This is a genomic window from Sutcliffiella sp. FSL R7-0096 (assembly GCF_038595065.1).
Taxonomy (GTDB): domain Bacteria; phylum Bacillota; class Bacilli; order Bacillales; family Bacillaceae_I; genus Sutcliffiella_A.
This window is the reverse complement of the sequence record NZ_CP152003.1, coordinates 2127562-2143986: the sequence shown is the minus strand read 5'-3', so window position 1 is coordinate 2143986 and position 16425 is coordinate 2127562. Positions and strand designations below refer to the sequence as shown.

The 16425-nt window shown below is 42.0% G+C and carries 19 protein-coding genes; all 19 read right to left on the bottom strand.

Annotated elements, in window-relative coordinates; all coding sequences use genetic code 11:
* Genes MKY77_RS10860 through fliJ form a run of 19 tightly spaced genes read right to left on the bottom strand, consistent with a single transcriptional unit; the run spans position 1 to position 16424 of the window.
* Entirely contained in the window at positions 1-1083 is a 1083-nt protein-coding gene (locus MKY77_RS10860) for a chemotaxis response regulator protein-glutamate methylesterase (RefSeq protein WP_339145823.1), read from the bottom strand.
* Between the two features lie 25 nt (positions 1084-1108).
* Entirely contained in the window at positions 1109-1984 is an 876-nt protein-coding gene (locus tag MKY77_RS10855) for a MinD/ParA family protein (RefSeq protein ID WP_339145822.1), read from the bottom strand.
* Positions 1977-3125 (bottom strand): flagellar biosynthesis protein FlhF, encoded by a 1149-nt coding sequence (gene flhF / locus MKY77_RS10850; RefSeq protein ID WP_339145821.1) that lies wholly within the window; start codon positions 3123-3125, stop codon positions 1977-1979. The genes MKY77_RS10855 and flhF overlap by 8 nt, the downstream gene beginning before the upstream one ends.
* Positions 3122-5161 (bottom strand): flagellar biosynthesis protein FlhA, encoded by a 2040-nt coding sequence (flhA, locus tag MKY77_RS10845; RefSeq protein WP_339145820.1) that lies wholly within the window; start codon positions 5159-5161, stop codon positions 3122-3124. Before flhA ends, flhF begins: the two co-directional genes overlap by 4 nt.
* Before the next feature lie 29 nt (positions 5162-5190).
* Positions 5191-6279, bottom strand: coding sequence for a flagellar biosynthesis protein FlhB (flhB, locus tag MKY77_RS10840; RefSeq protein WP_339145819.1), 1089 nt, complete (start codon positions 6277-6279; stop codon positions 5191-5193).
* Position 6280: 1 nt separating this feature from the next.
* Complete coding sequence (fliR, locus tag MKY77_RS10835) at positions 6281-7057, bottom strand: flagellar biosynthetic protein FliR (RefSeq protein ID WP_339145818.1); 777 nt, start codon at positions 7055-7057, stop codon at positions 6281-6283.
* A gap of 4 nt (positions 7058-7061) precedes the next feature.
* A complete protein-coding gene (gene fliQ, locus MKY77_RS10830) occupies positions 7062-7331 on the bottom strand; it encodes a flagellar biosynthesis protein FliQ (RefSeq protein ID WP_237662072.1) in 270 nt (89 codons plus the stop codon).
* Positions 7332-7344: 13 nt separating this feature from the next.
* Positions 7345-8010 (bottom strand): flagellar type III secretion system pore protein FliP, encoded by a 666-nt coding sequence (gene fliP / locus MKY77_RS10825; RefSeq protein ID WP_339145817.1) that lies wholly within the window; start codon positions 8008-8010, stop codon positions 7345-7347.
* Positions 8007-8669: a flagellar biosynthetic protein FliO gene (locus tag MKY77_RS10820; RefSeq protein WP_342515716.1), complete on the bottom strand. Its 663-nt coding sequence runs from the start codon at positions 8667-8669 to the stop codon at positions 8007-8009. Before MKY77_RS10820 ends, fliP begins: the two co-directional genes overlap by 4 nt.
* A gap of 29 nt (positions 8670-8698) precedes the next feature.
* Positions 8699-9061: a response regulator gene (locus tag MKY77_RS10815; protein WP_237662067.1), complete on the bottom strand. Its 363-nt coding sequence runs from the start codon at positions 9059-9061 to the stop codon at positions 8699-8701.
* A gap of 18 nt (positions 9062-9079) precedes the next feature.
* A complete protein-coding gene (gene fliY / locus MKY77_RS10810; protein WP_339145815.1) occupies positions 9080-10306 on the bottom strand; it encodes a flagellar motor switch phosphatase FliY in 1227 nt (408 codons plus the stop codon).
* The gene (gene fliM, locus MKY77_RS10805; protein WP_339145814.1) at positions 10296-11294 is read right to left on the bottom strand and encodes a flagellar motor switch protein FliM; all 999 of its coding nucleotides are present in this window, start codon (positions 11292-11294) and stop codon (positions 10296-10298) included. The genes fliY and fliM overlap by 11 nt, the downstream gene beginning before the upstream one ends.
* A gap of 37 nt (positions 11295-11331) precedes the next feature.
* Positions 11332-11763 (bottom strand): flagellar basal body-associated protein FliL, encoded by a 432-nt coding sequence (fliL, locus tag MKY77_RS10800; protein WP_339145813.1) that lies wholly within the window; start codon positions 11761-11763, stop codon positions 11332-11334.
* Complete coding sequence (locus tag MKY77_RS10795) at positions 11750-11968, bottom strand: flagellar FlbD family protein (protein WP_339149787.1); 219 nt, start codon at positions 11966-11968, stop codon at positions 11750-11752. The genes fliL and MKY77_RS10795 overlap by 14 nt, the downstream gene beginning before the upstream one ends.
* Before the next feature lie 38 nt (positions 11969-12006).
* Positions 12007-13488: a flagellar hook-basal body complex protein gene (locus MKY77_RS10790; protein WP_339145812.1), complete on the bottom strand. Its 1482-nt coding sequence runs from the start codon at positions 13486-13488 to the stop codon at positions 12007-12009.
* Positions 13489-13518: 30 nt separating this feature from the next.
* Positions 13519-14172: a flagellar hook assembly protein FlgD gene (flgD, locus tag MKY77_RS10785; RefSeq protein WP_339145811.1), complete on the bottom strand. Its 654-nt coding sequence runs from the start codon at positions 14170-14172 to the stop codon at positions 13519-13521.
* Positions 14169-15383 carry a flagellar hook-length control protein FliK gene (locus MKY77_RS10780; RefSeq protein WP_339145810.1) on the bottom strand — a complete coding sequence of 405 codons (1215 nt, stop codon included), beginning with the start codon at positions 15381-15383 and terminating at the stop codon, positions 14169-14171. Before MKY77_RS10780 ends, flgD begins: the two co-directional genes overlap by 4 nt.
* Positions 15384-15391: 8 nt before the next feature.
* Positions 15392-15967 carry a hypothetical protein gene (locus MKY77_RS10775; protein ID WP_339145809.1) on the bottom strand — a complete coding sequence of 192 codons (576 nt, stop codon included), beginning with the start codon at positions 15965-15967 and terminating at the stop codon, positions 15392-15394.
* A gap of 7 nt (positions 15968-15974) precedes the next feature.
* A complete protein-coding gene (fliJ, locus tag MKY77_RS10770) occupies positions 15975-16424 on the bottom strand; it encodes a flagellar export protein FliJ (protein ID WP_339145808.1) in 450 nt (149 codons plus the stop codon).
* Position 16425 lies beyond the last annotated feature (1 nt).

Genomic DNA, 16425 nt, shown 5'->3' with positions numbered 1-16425 from the left:
CTATGAATATATGTATTGTTGAATCCTTTGCGCAACGTCGTCCAAATCGAGGACTTCATCTACAAAACCTGTCTGGATAGCAGCTTTCGGCATTCCGAACACAATGGATGAGCCCTCTGATTCTGCAAGTGCCAATGTACACCCCACATCCTTTTCCTTCATTTGCCTAAGACCAGCTGTTCCATCATTACCCATTCCAGTTAGAATCACCGCAACTTTTTTATGGTTCGCAAGCTTGCTGATGGATGTAAATAATACATCAACAGAAGGGCGATGACCTTTAAGTGGAGCAGAATCAAGAAGTTGGATGACCAAGTTCCCTCTGTGTTTAATTACTTCCATGTGGAAATCTCCTGGTGCAATGTAAGCTGTTCCCGCTTCCACGGTTTGATTATGTATCGCTTCCACCACGGTAATGGCACTCATGGAGTCAAGCCTGTTAGCAAGCGATTTTGTAAAATGCTTCGGCATATGCTGCACAATGAATACAGGAGCAGGAAACGACTTGGGCATCTTTGTCAATATTGCTTGTAAAGCTCTCGGACCACCGGTGGATGTACCAACGCAAACCAAAGAAGGTTCGGTGTTGGCCAATTTTTCCAATAGGTCCATTTTACTATACTTCACCAATTTGGACAGTGCTTTCCCCTCTTTTTTCCTTTCCGGATGTAAAACACGGACATTTGTCTTGGATGCAAGAAGGATTTTCTCGATCAGTTCTTCTTTTACTTTGTGAATGTCCAAGGATATTGAGCCAGAGGGTTTGGCCACAAAGTCCACTGCTCCTTTTTCCATGGCAATAATGGTGTTTAACGATCCTTCTGCAGTGGTACTCGAAAGCATGATAATTGGTACAGGGTAGTCTTGCATTATTTTATCCAAAGCCTGCAAACCGTTCATTCTGGGCATCTCTACATCCAATGTAACGACATCAGGGGAATATTCATGGATCTTCTCCAATGCTTCTATTCCATTTTTCGCAGTTGCCACCACTTCGATCAATGGATGTTTATCCAATAGATCCGATAACAACTTTCTCATGAAGATGGAATCATCTGTTATTAGAACTTTCACTTTTTCCATCGTAAACGTTCTCCTCTCCTAGAAGCTAACGAAACAAGCCACGCAGCTTATACATAAATGTGTAAGTGTTCTTGGTGTCAGAAGAGTTGCCTTCATTCAAATAACGGGTAGCTATTTCCTCAAGCCCTCTGCTTGCCTGGCATGTCGGATATTTGATGACAAAAGGCGCCTGTTCCATGACTGCCTTGGTGACATATTTATCGTCCGGCAAAGATCCTAAGTGGAAAAGGTCCCTTTTCAGAAATTGCTGGGTAACGGACTGAAGCCTGCCGGCAGTCTTATTGGCATGTTTGGTATTTAAAGCTCGATTGATGACCAGTTGAAAAGGGATGTCTTGATTATGGTGGTGGACAAATTTCAGGGCAGAGTAGGCATCTGTCATCGCAGTAGGCTCACATAATGTTACAAGAATGATTTCATTACAAGCTAAGATCAGTTGAAGACTTTCTGTTGTAATGCCCGCTCCCATATCAAAAATAATATAGTCATATCGGAAGGAAAGCTCTTGGAGTTGGGAAAGAAAGTGATTCCGCTTCCGCTCATCGAAATGGAAAATATCATTCAATCCCGATCCCCCTGCAATATAATCAAGGCCTTCCGGTCCATTTTGAATAATTTCATCCATGGATAAACCAGGTTCAAAAAGATGGATGATGCTATGCCTTTGTGTGTTGCCCAATAAAATATCAATGTTGGCCATGCCGATATCCATATCAAATAGAAGGACCTTGTGTCCTTTTTTCTGAAGAGTCAAAGAGAAATTAAGGGAAAAATTAGATTTCCCCACCCCGCCTTTTCCACTCATGACTGCAATCGCCTTTGCTTCATTTTTGATTGTGGAGAGCTTTCTTTCCCTCGATCGGATCACTTGTTCTCTTAATAGACTTGCTTGATCATTCATTATTGATTTCCTCAATAACAGCACTTATCAACTGTTCGCTCGTAAATGGAATAAGATCTTCCGGCACATTTTGTCCGTCTGTCACAAATGCCGTCCCCTTTTTATATGCTCTTGAAAGCCCGTACATAGCACCACAGGAAGTTGTTTCATCTTTTTTTGTGAAAATGAATTGATGAATCCCCACACTCCAGAATTGCTCCGTGATTTGCTTCATATCTTCCACTTTAGATGTAAGTGACAATACAAGATACGTTTTCATTTCCTCTTGGAAGTCCAGTACTTGCTTTAATTCTTCAACATAGGCCCCATTTAAAAAATTTCGACCGGCAGTATCAATAAATATGACATCCAGGTTGGACAGTTTAGATTTAGCCAGTTTAAAATCCTCGGCAGAGTAACAAACTTCTATTGGTGCTTCCAATATATTGGCATACGTTTTCAATTGCTCGATCGCCGCAATCCGGTAGGTATCTGTGGTGATGAAGCCGATTGATTTCCCATGCTTAAGTGCGGCATTCGCTGCAAGCTTTGCCAGAGTTGTCGTTTTCCCCACACCTGTCGGACCGACCAGACAAACAAATTTCTTTTTATATGGGTCTTCCTCGAAGGTGATTCCCTCTAATGAAAAAAGTAGTTCATGTTCCAGAAGTTCGAGCATCGATCGTTTATCAGACGATTTGTGCTTTAGCCAGCTTTGGTAGACTCTTTCCATGATTTCTTCCGCATAGGCAGCTCCAATATCGCTTTGCGCCACCCTTTCTTCCAGCTCATAAAATAAAGGCGGAAGGGACGGGTCCCTATGATGTCCCTTGGTCATGCTTTTCATCATTTTTTTCATATCCATGATATCCTCCAGCAATTGATCCTGAGTTAATGTTGAATGGGTTCTATCATTGCTAATCGGAGATTTTTGATCCGTTTTGAAATGTTGAGATTCATTGTTTCTTATTTTCACAGTTGACTTAGATACATCCTCATCAACAGCCGCGATTACTTCAACACTTTTTTTAGAAAGAAGACCGAAGAATTTAGTAGTCTTGACTGCTTTGGAATTTAGGATGACCGCTTCATCCCCAAGTTCGAGACGAACCAGCTGCATGGCTTCTTGCATATTTTCTGCTTTATATTTTTTCACCTTCATCCTTCCACGTTCACCACCCCTATGCTCTGCACTTCTATACTCGCTTCCAATTCATTGTAGGAAAGAACCGGCAATTGCGGTAAATACCTTTCTAGTAACTGCTTCACATACATCCTCACCGCTGGGGAACATAAAAGAATCGGTGTCTGTTCATATACAGAAAACTGTTCCATTTGTTCTCCCACCTTTTGGACAATTTCCATGGATATGTTCGGATCAAGGGATAGGAAATTCCCATGTTCCGTTTGCTGGATATGATCTGCGATAAGCTTTTCCACTCTTCCTGATAAAGTAACCACTTTAAAGGATTCATTTCCTACCACATACTGATTGGTGATTTGTTTACTTAGAGCCTGCCGCACGTACTCTGTCAACAGATCGGTATCCGCTGACATTTTTCCATAGTCTGCTAATGTCTCAAAGATGATAGGTAGATTTCGTATTGATACATTTTCTTTCAACAGCTTGGCAAGCACTTTTTGAACGTCCCCGATAGATAGAGGCGATGGTGTAACTTCCTCCACAAGGATGGGGGTGCTTTCTTTCAGATGATCTACCAACTGCTTTGTTTCTTGTCTTCCAAGGAGTTCAAATGCATGCTGTTTCATTTTTTCGGTGATATGTGTGGAAACGACAGAAGGAGGATCAACCACTGTATATCCATACATCTCCGCTTCGTCTTTCATATCATCACTTATCCACTTTGCAGGCAACCCAAAGGAAGGTTCAATCGTATCGATCCCCTCGATGCTATCTTCCTCCATCCCAGGGCTCATCGCCAAGTAGTGGTCGAGGAGCAGTTCCCCTCTTGCTACTTCATTGCCTTTGATTTTCAACCGGTATTCATTGGGCTGAAGCTGAATATTATCCCGGATGCGGACGACCGGAATGACCAATCCAAGCTCAAGGGCAAGTTGACGCCTGATCATGACAATCCTGTCAAGCAGATCGCCTCCTTGTTTGGAGTCAGCCAAAGGGATCAAGCCATAGCCAAATTCAAATTCAACAGGATCTACCGATAATAAGTTCACTACACTATCTGGACTGCGGAGTTCGTCGGTTACCACTTCTTCCTCCGTTTCCTCTTCTATATAAACATCCTCTTTTTGCTTCTTGCCGATCAAATACCCTCCGACAATGATGAGAGCAGCAACCGGTGCGGTGAGCAACGGACCGATAGGGGTCGCAATTCCCAATAACAAGATGGTAATCCCTGCTACATAGAGCATTTGTGGATAAGCGAATAACTGTTTCGTGATATCCCCACCAAGATTACCCTCTGAAGCTGCTCTTGTAACGACGATACCTGTTGCTGTCGCTATCAATAAAGCTGGAATCTGGGAGACAATACCGTCACCAACTGTCAGAAGGGTAAACTTTTGAGCGGACTCCGCAAAGCTTAAACCCATTTGTGCCATACCAATGACAATTCCGAAAATGACATTGATGAACACGATGATGATACCTGCGATGGCATCGCCTTTTACAAATTTACTGGCACCATCCATCGCTCCGTAGAAGTCTGCTTCTTTGGCAATCTTTTCGCGCCTTTCTTTTGCAACTTGTTCGGAAATCATTCCTGCGTTAAGGTCTGCATCGATACTCATTTGTTTCCCTGGCATAGCATCCAAGGTAAAGCGGGCTGCGACTTCCGAAACACGTTCAGCACCCTTGGTAATAACCACGAATTGAATAACCACCAATATGATAAAGACTACAAGTCCCACTACCACATTTCCGCCAACCACAAATGTCCCAAACGTTTCTACAACAGTACCCGCCGTACCTTCACTAAGAATGGATCTTGTCGTAGAAACGTTTAGACCTAATCGGTACAATGTCAGTAATAAAAGTAAAGATGGGAAGATGGCGAATTGCAACGGCTCCTGTATATTCATGGTTGTCAAAAGGACAATCAAAGCAAGGGAGATATTAATAATGATAAAAATACTTAGCATCCAAGGATAAAAAGGAATAATAAGCATGGCAATAATAAGGATGACACTAAGTAATACGGATAAATCTCTGGCTGACATAGTCTACTATCTCTCCTTTTCTTTCCCCATCATTTCACTTGATTCTGTAACCGATAGACATATGCCAAAATCTCTGCAACCGCCTGGAAGAACTCTTCCGGAATGGCGTCGCCTATATCAGCCTGGCTATAAAGCGCCCTGGCAAGCGGCTTGTTCTCCACTGTAACAACATCATGCTCCATTGCTTTTTCCCTGATTTTCTTCGCAATGAAATCTACACCTTTTGCAAGCACAATCGGAGCGTCTCCCTTTTCTGCATCATATTTCAATGCAATGGCATAATGGGTGGGATTAGTTATGATGACATCGGCCTGGGGTACGTCCTGCATCATTCTCTGCATGGCCATTTCACGCTGTTTCTGTTTTATTTTGGATTTGATGAGCGGGTCCCCTTCCGCTTTTTTATATTCGTCTTTTACATCATGTTTGGACATTCGGATGTTTTTCTCATAATCATATTTTTGATAAAAGTAATCAAAAATGGATAAAAACAATAATGCTCCACCTGCAAAAAGTCCCATCCGAACCGTCAATGTCCCTAAAAAAGCGAACGCTTCGTGAAGGTTCTTTTGAGAAAGAAGAAGAACATCTTCTAGGCTGAACCATAAAATCGAAAAAGTGATTACTCCGACAAACACAATTTTCAACATCGACTTCACAAATTCAACAATGGCCCGGACCGAATAGATTCGTTTAAATCCTTGTATAGGGTCGAGTTTGTTGAGTTTCATATGTATGGCTTCTGTTGAAAATAAGGGCCCTACCTGCAGATAGTTGGAAATGATTGCTCCTAACATGGCGGCAAGCATTATCGGGCCGATTACCCAAATCAGTTGCATGATCAGTTCCAAGTAAATCGTATGCACCCTATCGATGGTCACTTCCTCTAGCATGTAGATCTGGAAGGATTGAACAAACAAGGTCGTGATTTGATCTTTCATCCATGGTCCGATAGCCAACAGGCACAGAAATACGGCTATTAACACAAATGAGGTATTAACATCCGCACTTTTTGCAACCTGGCCCTTCTTTCTGGTATCCTGCCTTTTTTTCGGTGTGGCTTTCTCTGTTTTTTCACCACTGAAATATTGTAAATCCAACCTCACCCATTGGGCCATCCTAGAAACCTCCAAGCAATTCCATTAAACCTCTCATCGTATGAAGCATCAGTTCAAACAGCTTATAAAAAAGCGTAAATAATATCGTCAGCGAAAAGATGATGGTGATAAAGCTTACACCAATTTTCAAAGGTAGCCCGACAACAAAAACGTTAAGCTGTGGAACTGTCCGTGCAACGATGCCAAGTGCCACGTCCACCAGAAAGAGGACACCGACAATTGGTATGGCAAGTTGCAAGGCAATGATGAACATCCTATTGACCGTCGTCAACACAAGCTCGAATACTCCCGCATCCCCAATGGGAATCCATGCCTGTGTAAGGGATATTAGTTCATAACTGAAAAATATTCCATCCAACATCATGTGATGGCCATTCACCGCCAATAGCAGCAACATCGCAAACATGTAAAAGAATTGTCCGATGATGGGACTTTGCACTCCTGTTTGCGGATCAATGACATTGGCAATAGCAAAACCCATCTGAAAGTCGATGAAGCCTCCAGCAATCTGGATTGCTGCCAGCACCATGTAAGCGACCAGGCCAATCAACAATCCGACCATTAGCTCTTTCAATACAAGGAGGATATACGCACCATCAATTCCGATAATCGGAAGATCCATTGAAAAGGACATAACAAGTGCAAAGAAAAATCCAAAACCCACTTTAAAAGTAGAAGGGACATTCCGATAAGAAAAGAGAGGGAGCGTCACGAAAAAAGCAGTCACTCTCGTTAAAACCAATAAAAATGCGGGAAAATAGTTCAACCATTCTATCATCTGCCTAACTCACAAAGCGATGAATGTTATTGAATATTTCCAATGCGTAAGAAAGCATATTGGACAACATCCACGGACCAAAAACGACCAATCCCACCAACACTGCCACTATCTTCGGAATAAAAGCAAGGGTCTGCTCTTGAATCTGGGTTGTCGCTTGAAAAATACTGACGATTAAGCCCACAACTAAAGCCAGTACCAGAAGAGGTGCACTTATTAAAAGGATGGTGAATACTCCTCGTTCTGCCATTGATATAACAAATTCCGGGCTCATTTTTACACCTCATTCAAAATGTCTGCAATAAAGATTTTACAATCAGATACCAACCATCCACCAAGACGAACAACAGTATCTTGAACGGCAAGGAAATCATGACTGGCGGAAGCATCATCATCCCCATACTCATCAGCACACTTGCCACGACCATATCAATCACTAGAAAAGGGATAAAGATCATGAATCCGATCTGAAAAGCTGTTTTCAATTCACTGATGGCAAATGCGGGAACCAGGACAGTCAGCGGAATATCTTCTATGCTTTCCGGCCTCTCCATTTGTGCATAATCAAGGAAGAGCGCTAGGTCCTTTTGCCGTGTATGCTTGCTCATGAATTCCTTCATAGGGATACTTGCCCGCTCATATGCCTCATCCAACGTAATCTCCTCGTTGAATAGAGGTTGAAGGGCCTGGTCATTTACTTGTGCAAAGGTTGGTGCCATGATAAAAAATGTCAAAAACAATGCCAATCCAATCAGGACCTGATTTGGAGGCATAGATTGTGTCGCAAGGGACGTCCTCACAAACGAAAGAACAATAATAATCCTTGTAAAACTTGTCATCAAAATCAGGATGGCAGGTGCCAGGGAGAAAACAGTCAACAATAAAAGAAGCTGTACAGATGTAGATACGGTAGAGGCATCATTTCCACTAAATATGTCCATGAATTCCGTCATCGTCCGAACCCCTTATTATTATCCAGTTGATCCATTTTCTTTTTCCTATCTTTTGATAGTTGACCTAGCTGATCTTGTAAAAGCACGGAGAAACCCGATTGATTCTTTGATTTCTTTGCTTCTCTTAATTTCTGGATCCACCCTGTTAACTTATCTGAACGAAGAGTCACGCTATCAGCCCGATCTTGATAGGACTGTAAGAGTTGCTCTCTTTCCTCCTCATCCGTAATTTCTTTCAAAAGATTGATAGAGTCCCCCACTCCGACTACCAATATACTGTTTCCAACCTTAACAAGTTGAAGGGATTTATTATTTCCGAGGTTTGTCCCTCCGATGTTTTCAACTGATCTGCCATTTCCTACTCTATTTTTGCTATTTATAAGTTTCAAAGCTCCGTATAGTAAGGCCAATACAAAGAGCAGTGCGAACATCATTTTAATAAAATCAAAAATAGAAACGGATGGCGGTTTATGGTCCATAACATCCTGTTGTTCAGCCGAAGGTGTTTCCAATTGCCCTGCCGGTTGTTCTGATTGTCCCGTTGGATCTTGAAACTGATTGAAGACACTGTCGTCGATGCCCTCTTTCTGAACGTTCTTGTTAGCAAAACCATGGGAAGGCAAGATGAACAGAATGGCGACCACAATTAAAATACGCAATATCTTGGTAGCATACAAAACAGACACCTCTACGACAGAGTTTTGTGGATAGCTTCAATCACCCGGTCCGCTTGAAACGGTTTGACGATGAAATCTTTCGCACCTGCCTGGATTGCATCAATGACCATTGCCTGCTGGCCCATCGCTGAACACATGATGACTTTCGCATTTGGATTAATGCTCTTTATTTCTTTCAACGCGGTTATCCCGTCCATCTCGGGCATAGTGATGTCCATGGTGACAAGATCAGGGTGATGTTCTTTATATTTCTCCACAGCTTGGACCCCATCCGCTGCCTCGCCCACTACGTCATATCCATTCTTCGTCAAGATATCCTTGATCATCATTCTCATAAATGCCGCATCGTCCACAATTAAAATTCTTTTACTCATGTCGTTTCCTCCTAGGATCTATCGAAGTTTTCTGATTCTGTCTGTTTGACTTACAATATCTGTTACTCTTACTCCAAAACTCTCATCAATGACCACCACTTCGCCTTGAGCGATCAGTTTGTTGTTAACAAGAATATCCACCGGTTCCCCTGCAAGTTTGTCCAGTTCAATAATAGAACCTGTCGACAATTCCAGAATGTCTTTGACTGAGCGCTTTGTTCTTCCAAGTTCCACAGTGACTTGCAGTGGGATGTCCAGAAGCATGTTTAAATTATTCGGTTCAGCCTCTTCCACTGCTGTCGTTTCGAAATTCGAGAAGACTGCTGGCTGAACATTAACAGGCTGCTGCGGCCTAGCGGGAGCATTGGACCTTGTTTGTCCCCCTCCTGCATAGGCAGGTTCCCTTTGCGGTGCTCCTGCATGCACCAATGCCTCTTCTTCATGAAAGAAAGAAGATTGTGGTGGTGCTGCATGCTGCTCCTCAAAAGTATGAACAGGAGCATGATTTTCCTCTATTTTCGCTTCTGGTTCAGCACTTGCCGGTTCAGCTGAATTGTCATCCCGGTACAAAAGCTCCTCCACCAGATTTTTGGCAAATGGGTAGGGAAGTATCTGCATAATGGAAGAGTCGATCAACTTCCCGATTTTTATTGAAAAAGCGACTTTTATCAATAATTCATCCTGTGGCATTTCCGTTGCACCCTCGCCACCTTTAAAATCAAGCAACATCACGGATGGAGGAGAAATATCAATTTTTTTTGCAAATACGGTCGACATGGAAGTTGCGGCAGAACCCATCATTTGATTCATCGCTTCATGTACTGCACTCAAATGGATCTCATCAAATTCCGATTGAGGACTTTCCCCGGTCCCACCGAGCATCAAATCCGCAATGATTGCTGCATCGCTCTGTTCCACCACTAATATATTCGAACCCGTAAATCCTTCTGTATAACTGACCCGAATCGCCACATAAGGATCAGGAAACTCGCTTTCCAACCGCTTTTTTTCCACTAAAGAAACTTTTGGCGTCGTTATCTCGACTTTTTGGTTTAATAAAGTCGATAAGGCCGTTGCAGAACTGCCAAAAGAAATGTTTCCTATTTCGCCAAGCGCATCTTGCTCCATCGTAGTTAGATATTCTTCTATGTTAAGATCAACAAAGAGGGGCTCATCATTGTTGTTATCTGTTCCTCGAAGCAACGCATCTATCTCATCTTGAGATAACATCCCATCACTCATCATTCTCATATCCCTCCTTGATTTTCTCCATGATCTGTATTGCCATGTTTTTTTTCACCTGCCCAACCTGGGCATAGAAGCTCGGTTTGTTGTCCACTTTGACACAAATCGGCTCGTCGATTTTTTGATGTAACGCCAGAACATCACCCATGTTGATATTCAATAGGTCTGAAAATGTAATTTCCGAACTGCCAAGTTCTGCCGTAACAGTCAAAGGAGTGGTCCGGATAACTTTCTCCAAGGTTGCAATTTCATGATCTTGGCGAACCTTGTTTTTCTCCTCCATCCAGTAATGTGCAGAGAGTTTGGGGATCACTGGCTCCAACACGACATGGGGGATACATATATTTATCATGCCTGTCACTTCGCCGATCGTGATATTCATCGAAATGACAATCACCGTTTCATTAGGGGATACCAGTTGCAAGAACTGAGGATTCACTTCCAAGTCTGAAAGAAACGGTTGTATGTCAGACACGGTGTCCCATGCTTCTCCGAAATTTTCTATGGCGCCTTCAAACAATGTTGTCATCAACCTTGTCTCTATTTCCGTTAAACTATCACTCTTCTTGACACCAGAACCCTTTCCCCCAAGCTGCCTGTCCAACATGGCATAAGCAATGGTCGGATTGACTTCGAGCACTACTCTTCCTTCTAATGGAGCAACCTCAAACACATTCAGGATTGTCATTTTCGGGATCGACCTGATGAATTCCTCATAAGGAAGCTGATCGACAGATGCTACACTTATTTGTATGTAGGTTCGAAGCTGTGCTGAAAAATAAGTGGTTAAAAGTCTTGCAAAATTCTCATGGATCCTTGTGAGATTTCTTATCTGATCCTTTGAAAATCGTAGCGCTCGTTTAAAGTCATACACTTTCACTTTCTTTTCTTGATTTTCTTTCTTCAGTTCTTCTGCATTCATCTCTCCTGTTGACAAAGCAGAGAGAAGCGCATCTATTTCGCTTTGTGACATGACTTCTGTTGACAAATCCATCACCTCCTAATTTACATGGATCTCGTGGTGATTAATTTTGAAGGAGAAAGGAGGTTGTATAGACTTTCACGATTTCTCCGTCCTGCATCACTTCATTAATTTTCTCTTGAATATCCTTTTCCAACTGTGTCAGTCCATTTTCACCATCAAAATCAGAAGCAGACTTGGTAGCAATTTCATGAATGACTATGTTCTTGACCTGAAAATCCCTTTTCAGTAGTTCCGATGTTGCTTTTTTGCTATCAGTTTGAACTTTCATTTTCAAGCGAATATAGCCTCCGCTTTGTAGATTGGTGGTGATTTCTTCAAAATCCACCGAGTATTTTATAATTTCATCAATCGTGGGCTCATCTACTTTTTCATCTGCATATAATTCATCCACCGTAACAAGCGCCACCACCCCTAAAAGTGTAATGACCAGAAGGATAATCATCATGGCATTCAATAATTTATTGCGAAACATCTTTTTTAGCCTCCAAATGTGTTCCATGATGCATATGAGCATAGAACTCTTTGCATAAGAGAATCACTTCTTGCATTCTCTCTTTTACTATCACTTTTTTTCCATTATTCAAGGTAATCATGGTGTCAGGTGTTTCTTCCACTTGCTCAATCAGCCAAACATTGACTGCAAACACTTTCCCATTCAGCTTGGTCAGCTTTATCATCATAGATGGGCTAAGCGATTAAACTTAGCCCTCCCCCCTTAACGCTTCAGATTGACAAGCTCCTGTAATATTTCATCAGATGTCGTGATGATTCTCGTATTTGCCTGGAATCCCCTTTGAGCAGTGATCATCTCGGTGAATTCTTCGGATAGGTCTACATTGGACATTTCAAGTGTACCGGAAATGATGGCTGCGGCCCCGTTCTCTCCCGGTCTGAACATTTCTTCGAGTTGAATTCCGTCCCCGTTTTTATCCATTGTTCCTGAGTTGTTTGATTGCTGGAACAGGTTTTCTCCGATTCTCTCCAATCCGGCATCATTTGGGAATTTTGCCAGCATCAGCTGCCCAGCCACTTTCAAGTCTCCAAACTGATCGATGAAATTCACTTTTCCATCTCCTGAAATACTGAAGCTTCGTGCATTCGGCGGTATTTGGATAAGGCCTGGACTTCCGCTCAAGGAGTCCGTCCAAGTAGGCTGTTGAATCATTTCAGCTTTCGCGACAAAATTCTCAAATGTTTTAAATGCTGTATCCAAGCTTGTTTTCACTGATTGGGCATAGCTTACAAGATTTGAAAGGTCGTTAATATTTGCTGTCGTTCCATTTGGAATTGGGTTAGAAGGAGTTTGAACAACGGGATCGATCATTCTATAAGCAATCTCACCTGTTGAAGCTATGAAACTATCAATTCCTTGGTTCATTGTACGTGCTGAAGTAATAAATGCTGCCCTTTCACCCACATATATATTAGTATTGAAATCATTAAATTGGGTTGCTGCATTGTTTCTGGCAGTTTGGGCTGCAGCGGCTGCAGCAGCCAATTGTGGATCTGTACCACCAGACTCTGTATTAGCTTTCTCTGCATCTTCGAAAGTTCTTTGTGCTTCCAAGAACTTCATTGCAAGATCAAGGAACTTGTTCGTAACATTTCGGAAGTCCCTGTACTCACCGAAGAATATTTCTCCAGCATTCAATGCTGCATTCGAAGCGGCCATTATGTTATCGTTAGGAATCCTCTTCTCTCCAGTTTCACCAATCAAGTACATACCATTTGAATTAACAATATAACCATTGTTATCAAGATAGAAATTCCCGGAACGTGTGTAGTTCATCGCTACTGCGTTGTTTATGGCACCGCCAAGTATGCGATTATCTCCATAAGATGTGTTTGTATCTACATTCACCCTTGTAATATCGGCAATGGAAGCTACTGCGAAGAATCCATCCCCTGAAAGTGCTAGGTCAAGTGGCCTTGCGGTTGTCTGAAGAGAGCCTTGCGTCTGGATAGTGTCAATCGAACTGATCATGGATCCTAGACCAATCTGTTTTGCATTGACTCCACCTTTTCCTGCTGCTGGCCCACTTGCACCTGATAATTGCTGTACCATCATTTCCTGAAAAGTTGCTCTTCCCTTTTTAAAGCCATACGTATTTACATTGGCGATGTTATTCCCGATTACATCTAATTTTGTTTGAAAATTACGTAGTGCTCCTATACTTGAATACATCGAACGTAGCATACTCTTTCCCCCTCTGTTTTAAAAAAAGTGTTACTGAGTGATTTTAGTGATGGAGTCCATCGGTATCTTCTCTTCTGTCAGTCGAGCATCGTTGACAATGAGGTGCGCTTTTCCTTCTTTCATAAGGACCGACTGGACTGGTATGTCCTCATAGCTATCCCCACCAAAAGAAAACGATACTTTCTTTCCGATAAGATGACTAGCAGTCAAAAGCTGTGAATTTCCTGCCTGAGATTGTTCCCCCGGCTGATTCACTTTTATGATCTGTTCCACTGCAATTTCAGTTCCATCATTCATTACAAGTCTTGCTTTACCGTCTTGCATGGAAATACTCTCCACCGTTCCATTCTTTTGTTCGACAAATGGTTCCCCCTCCACATAGTAAACATGCTGCCACGTGAGGTTTGAACCAAGATATTGTTGGAGAGAAAGAACGTTCATTTTGTTTTGTGTATCAATGAAACCTTCCATACTCTTATTTAGATTGGCCATTTGTTCGAGTGTGGAGAAATTAGCCATCTGTGCAATGAACTCCCTGTCCTCCATCGGATTAAGCGGATCCTGATTTTGTAGCTGTGCAATCAGAAGGCGAAGAAAATCATCCTTCCCCATGACATTGTTTTGCTTGGATGTGTCAACCGGCCTATTTTGGATATAAAGATCAGATGAAATGGTATTTGTCATTCTCCGTCACCTACAGCGTTTTTTATTTCCAATTCTTCCAAGAGTACATCTTCAAAGGATTGATTATTATCCCCATCGTTTGAGTCCTTTTTGGAAAAATGTCTTGTATGGGATGAATCCTCGTTGTTGTCTTTGTTTTGTTGAGTGAACTTTTGTTCTTGGTCCTGATAGACAATCTCTAGCTTTTCCATGTTCACATTCGAATGAACCAGAGCTTGTTTCAGGTTTGACAGCCCGCTTTCAAGCAAGGATGCCGCCGCCTTGGAATGCACGATCAGTTTCGCCATTAGTCCATGTTGTGTTTCCTGAAGTTTTATATGGAGTGTTCCTAGATGCTCTGGTGCCAATCTGATTGTGATGGACTGATTACCATTGACAAGTCTACTTGAGGTTTTTGCCAAAATACCTTCAAGTTTTTGAAGCAATTGCTCGCGGGCAGCCTCATTGGTTGTTGTATCGATTGTCCACTGAATCGTAGTCTGCTTTGGGAGCTGTAGTAAATTCATTGTTACAGGTCCGTTTTGCAGAACCGCTTCGGGAATAGAAGCATAGGCAGGACGTTTGGGTGAGTTCTCCGTTACAGATGTGGAGTTCTGTCCCTGTGTAACTTCAAACGACAACAGCTTACCAAGCCTTGTCTCAATCATACTCATAAGCTCTTTCAAGTTCTTATGCTCTTTCATAGGGAGTACAAACTGATCTGTTTTCTCTTCTTTTGTCTGAAGAAAACCCTTCATAAACATCAGCACTCTTTCCGATAGACGGGCAAAAGATTCAAACGCCTCCCTTGTCTCTCCTTGTGTTGTATTATCCAATGTAGTAAGTACATTCACCATGGCCATAACATCCTCGAGCAATTCATAATAGCCGTCTGGAATACCATCTGTATTAATAGAGCGATTTGGTTTACTTTCCAATTCTTGTACTTCATTCAGAATCGAAAGTTGCAGAGACAAGATTTCATCCATTTGTTGTACCATGTCTTCAACTTCAAGTAGTAATTCATCACTACCCGTTCCCACCAAATCCATATTTCCGTTTTCAGGTTTGGATAGTGCAAATAATGAATCCAGGAGGTTTCGTGATAAGGTGGAACTAAAGCTTTCCGTTGTTTCTATGGAAGCCTGTTTCGCCTTTCCCTCCATTTTTCTTAGTTGTTCTGAATGAATGGCAGCGATATCTCCGGCAACAAAAAAGTTCACTTCGTTCATTCCTTTCTCTATTCATTTTTAGCTAATAGTTCAGTGAACCTTGCTGCCTGTTTCGGTTCCAATTGACCTAATATAGAGGATGTTTTTGAAGTACTCAATTCTTTAAGAATGAGAAGTGCCCTCTCTTCCTCCAATTCCATGATGATCTGGGCAGCTTTTTTCGTTGACATTCCTTCATATAACTTGGCCAACTCGCGATTGGAAATTCTCACCTGTTGTTGCTGCTGTTCTAGGTCCTCTATCCGCTTGTTTGCTTGTTCTAACTGGGAAACAAGCTTGGTTATCTCCCTTTCCTTCTCGCTGACCTTTCGCTCTAGAAGGATGACATCTTGAGAAGAACTTCCTTTCTTATTTTCCTCAGGGGAGGTTGTTTCCTGTTCTACCTGACCTTCTATAGAAATATTCACTTCTTCCTTTTCAGGCAGGAAACTTTGGGCTACTTCAAATACATTCTTGCCTTCGTATGTCAGATACCCAAGCACAACTACCACTGTAAAAAGAAGTGGTATGATAAAAAGGTAAAGTAGTTTTTGCATGAAGGTGTATTTCTCTTCTTTTTCTTCGAATTGATTGTCTTTTTTCATGGTTTTTTCACCTATTTGTGTGTTGCGAATATTGAAGAATGGAGAGTTCGTCTATATAAGTTGCCTCCACTTTAAGGTCATTTTGCTTCCAGAAAAGCTTCTCTTTATCATCCAACACTTCGTATTTTTTACATTCCACGGAATGCTCCTTCAGTTTCTCTTCCTTTAAATTCATGAAGGCTCTGGCATGGCTAACCTTTTTCTGTTGATGAAAGACGTTCTTTTCCAAGTTCCCCATAAAGAATTGCTGTTGCTTGAGAATTTCGATCGGTATTCCCGCCTTGAGCTTCCCTTGCAATGACTCTTCCAGCTTTTCCTTTTGCTTTAATAGGTCGTATAATGCCTGTCCTTCTGTTTCAAATGTGGAAATCGCTTGTTGGTACTCCGAACTTGCCTGATCTTTCTCTGCTTTTTTTACAACTAAGATTTTCTCCAGGCGTCCTTTTCTAACAGCCATG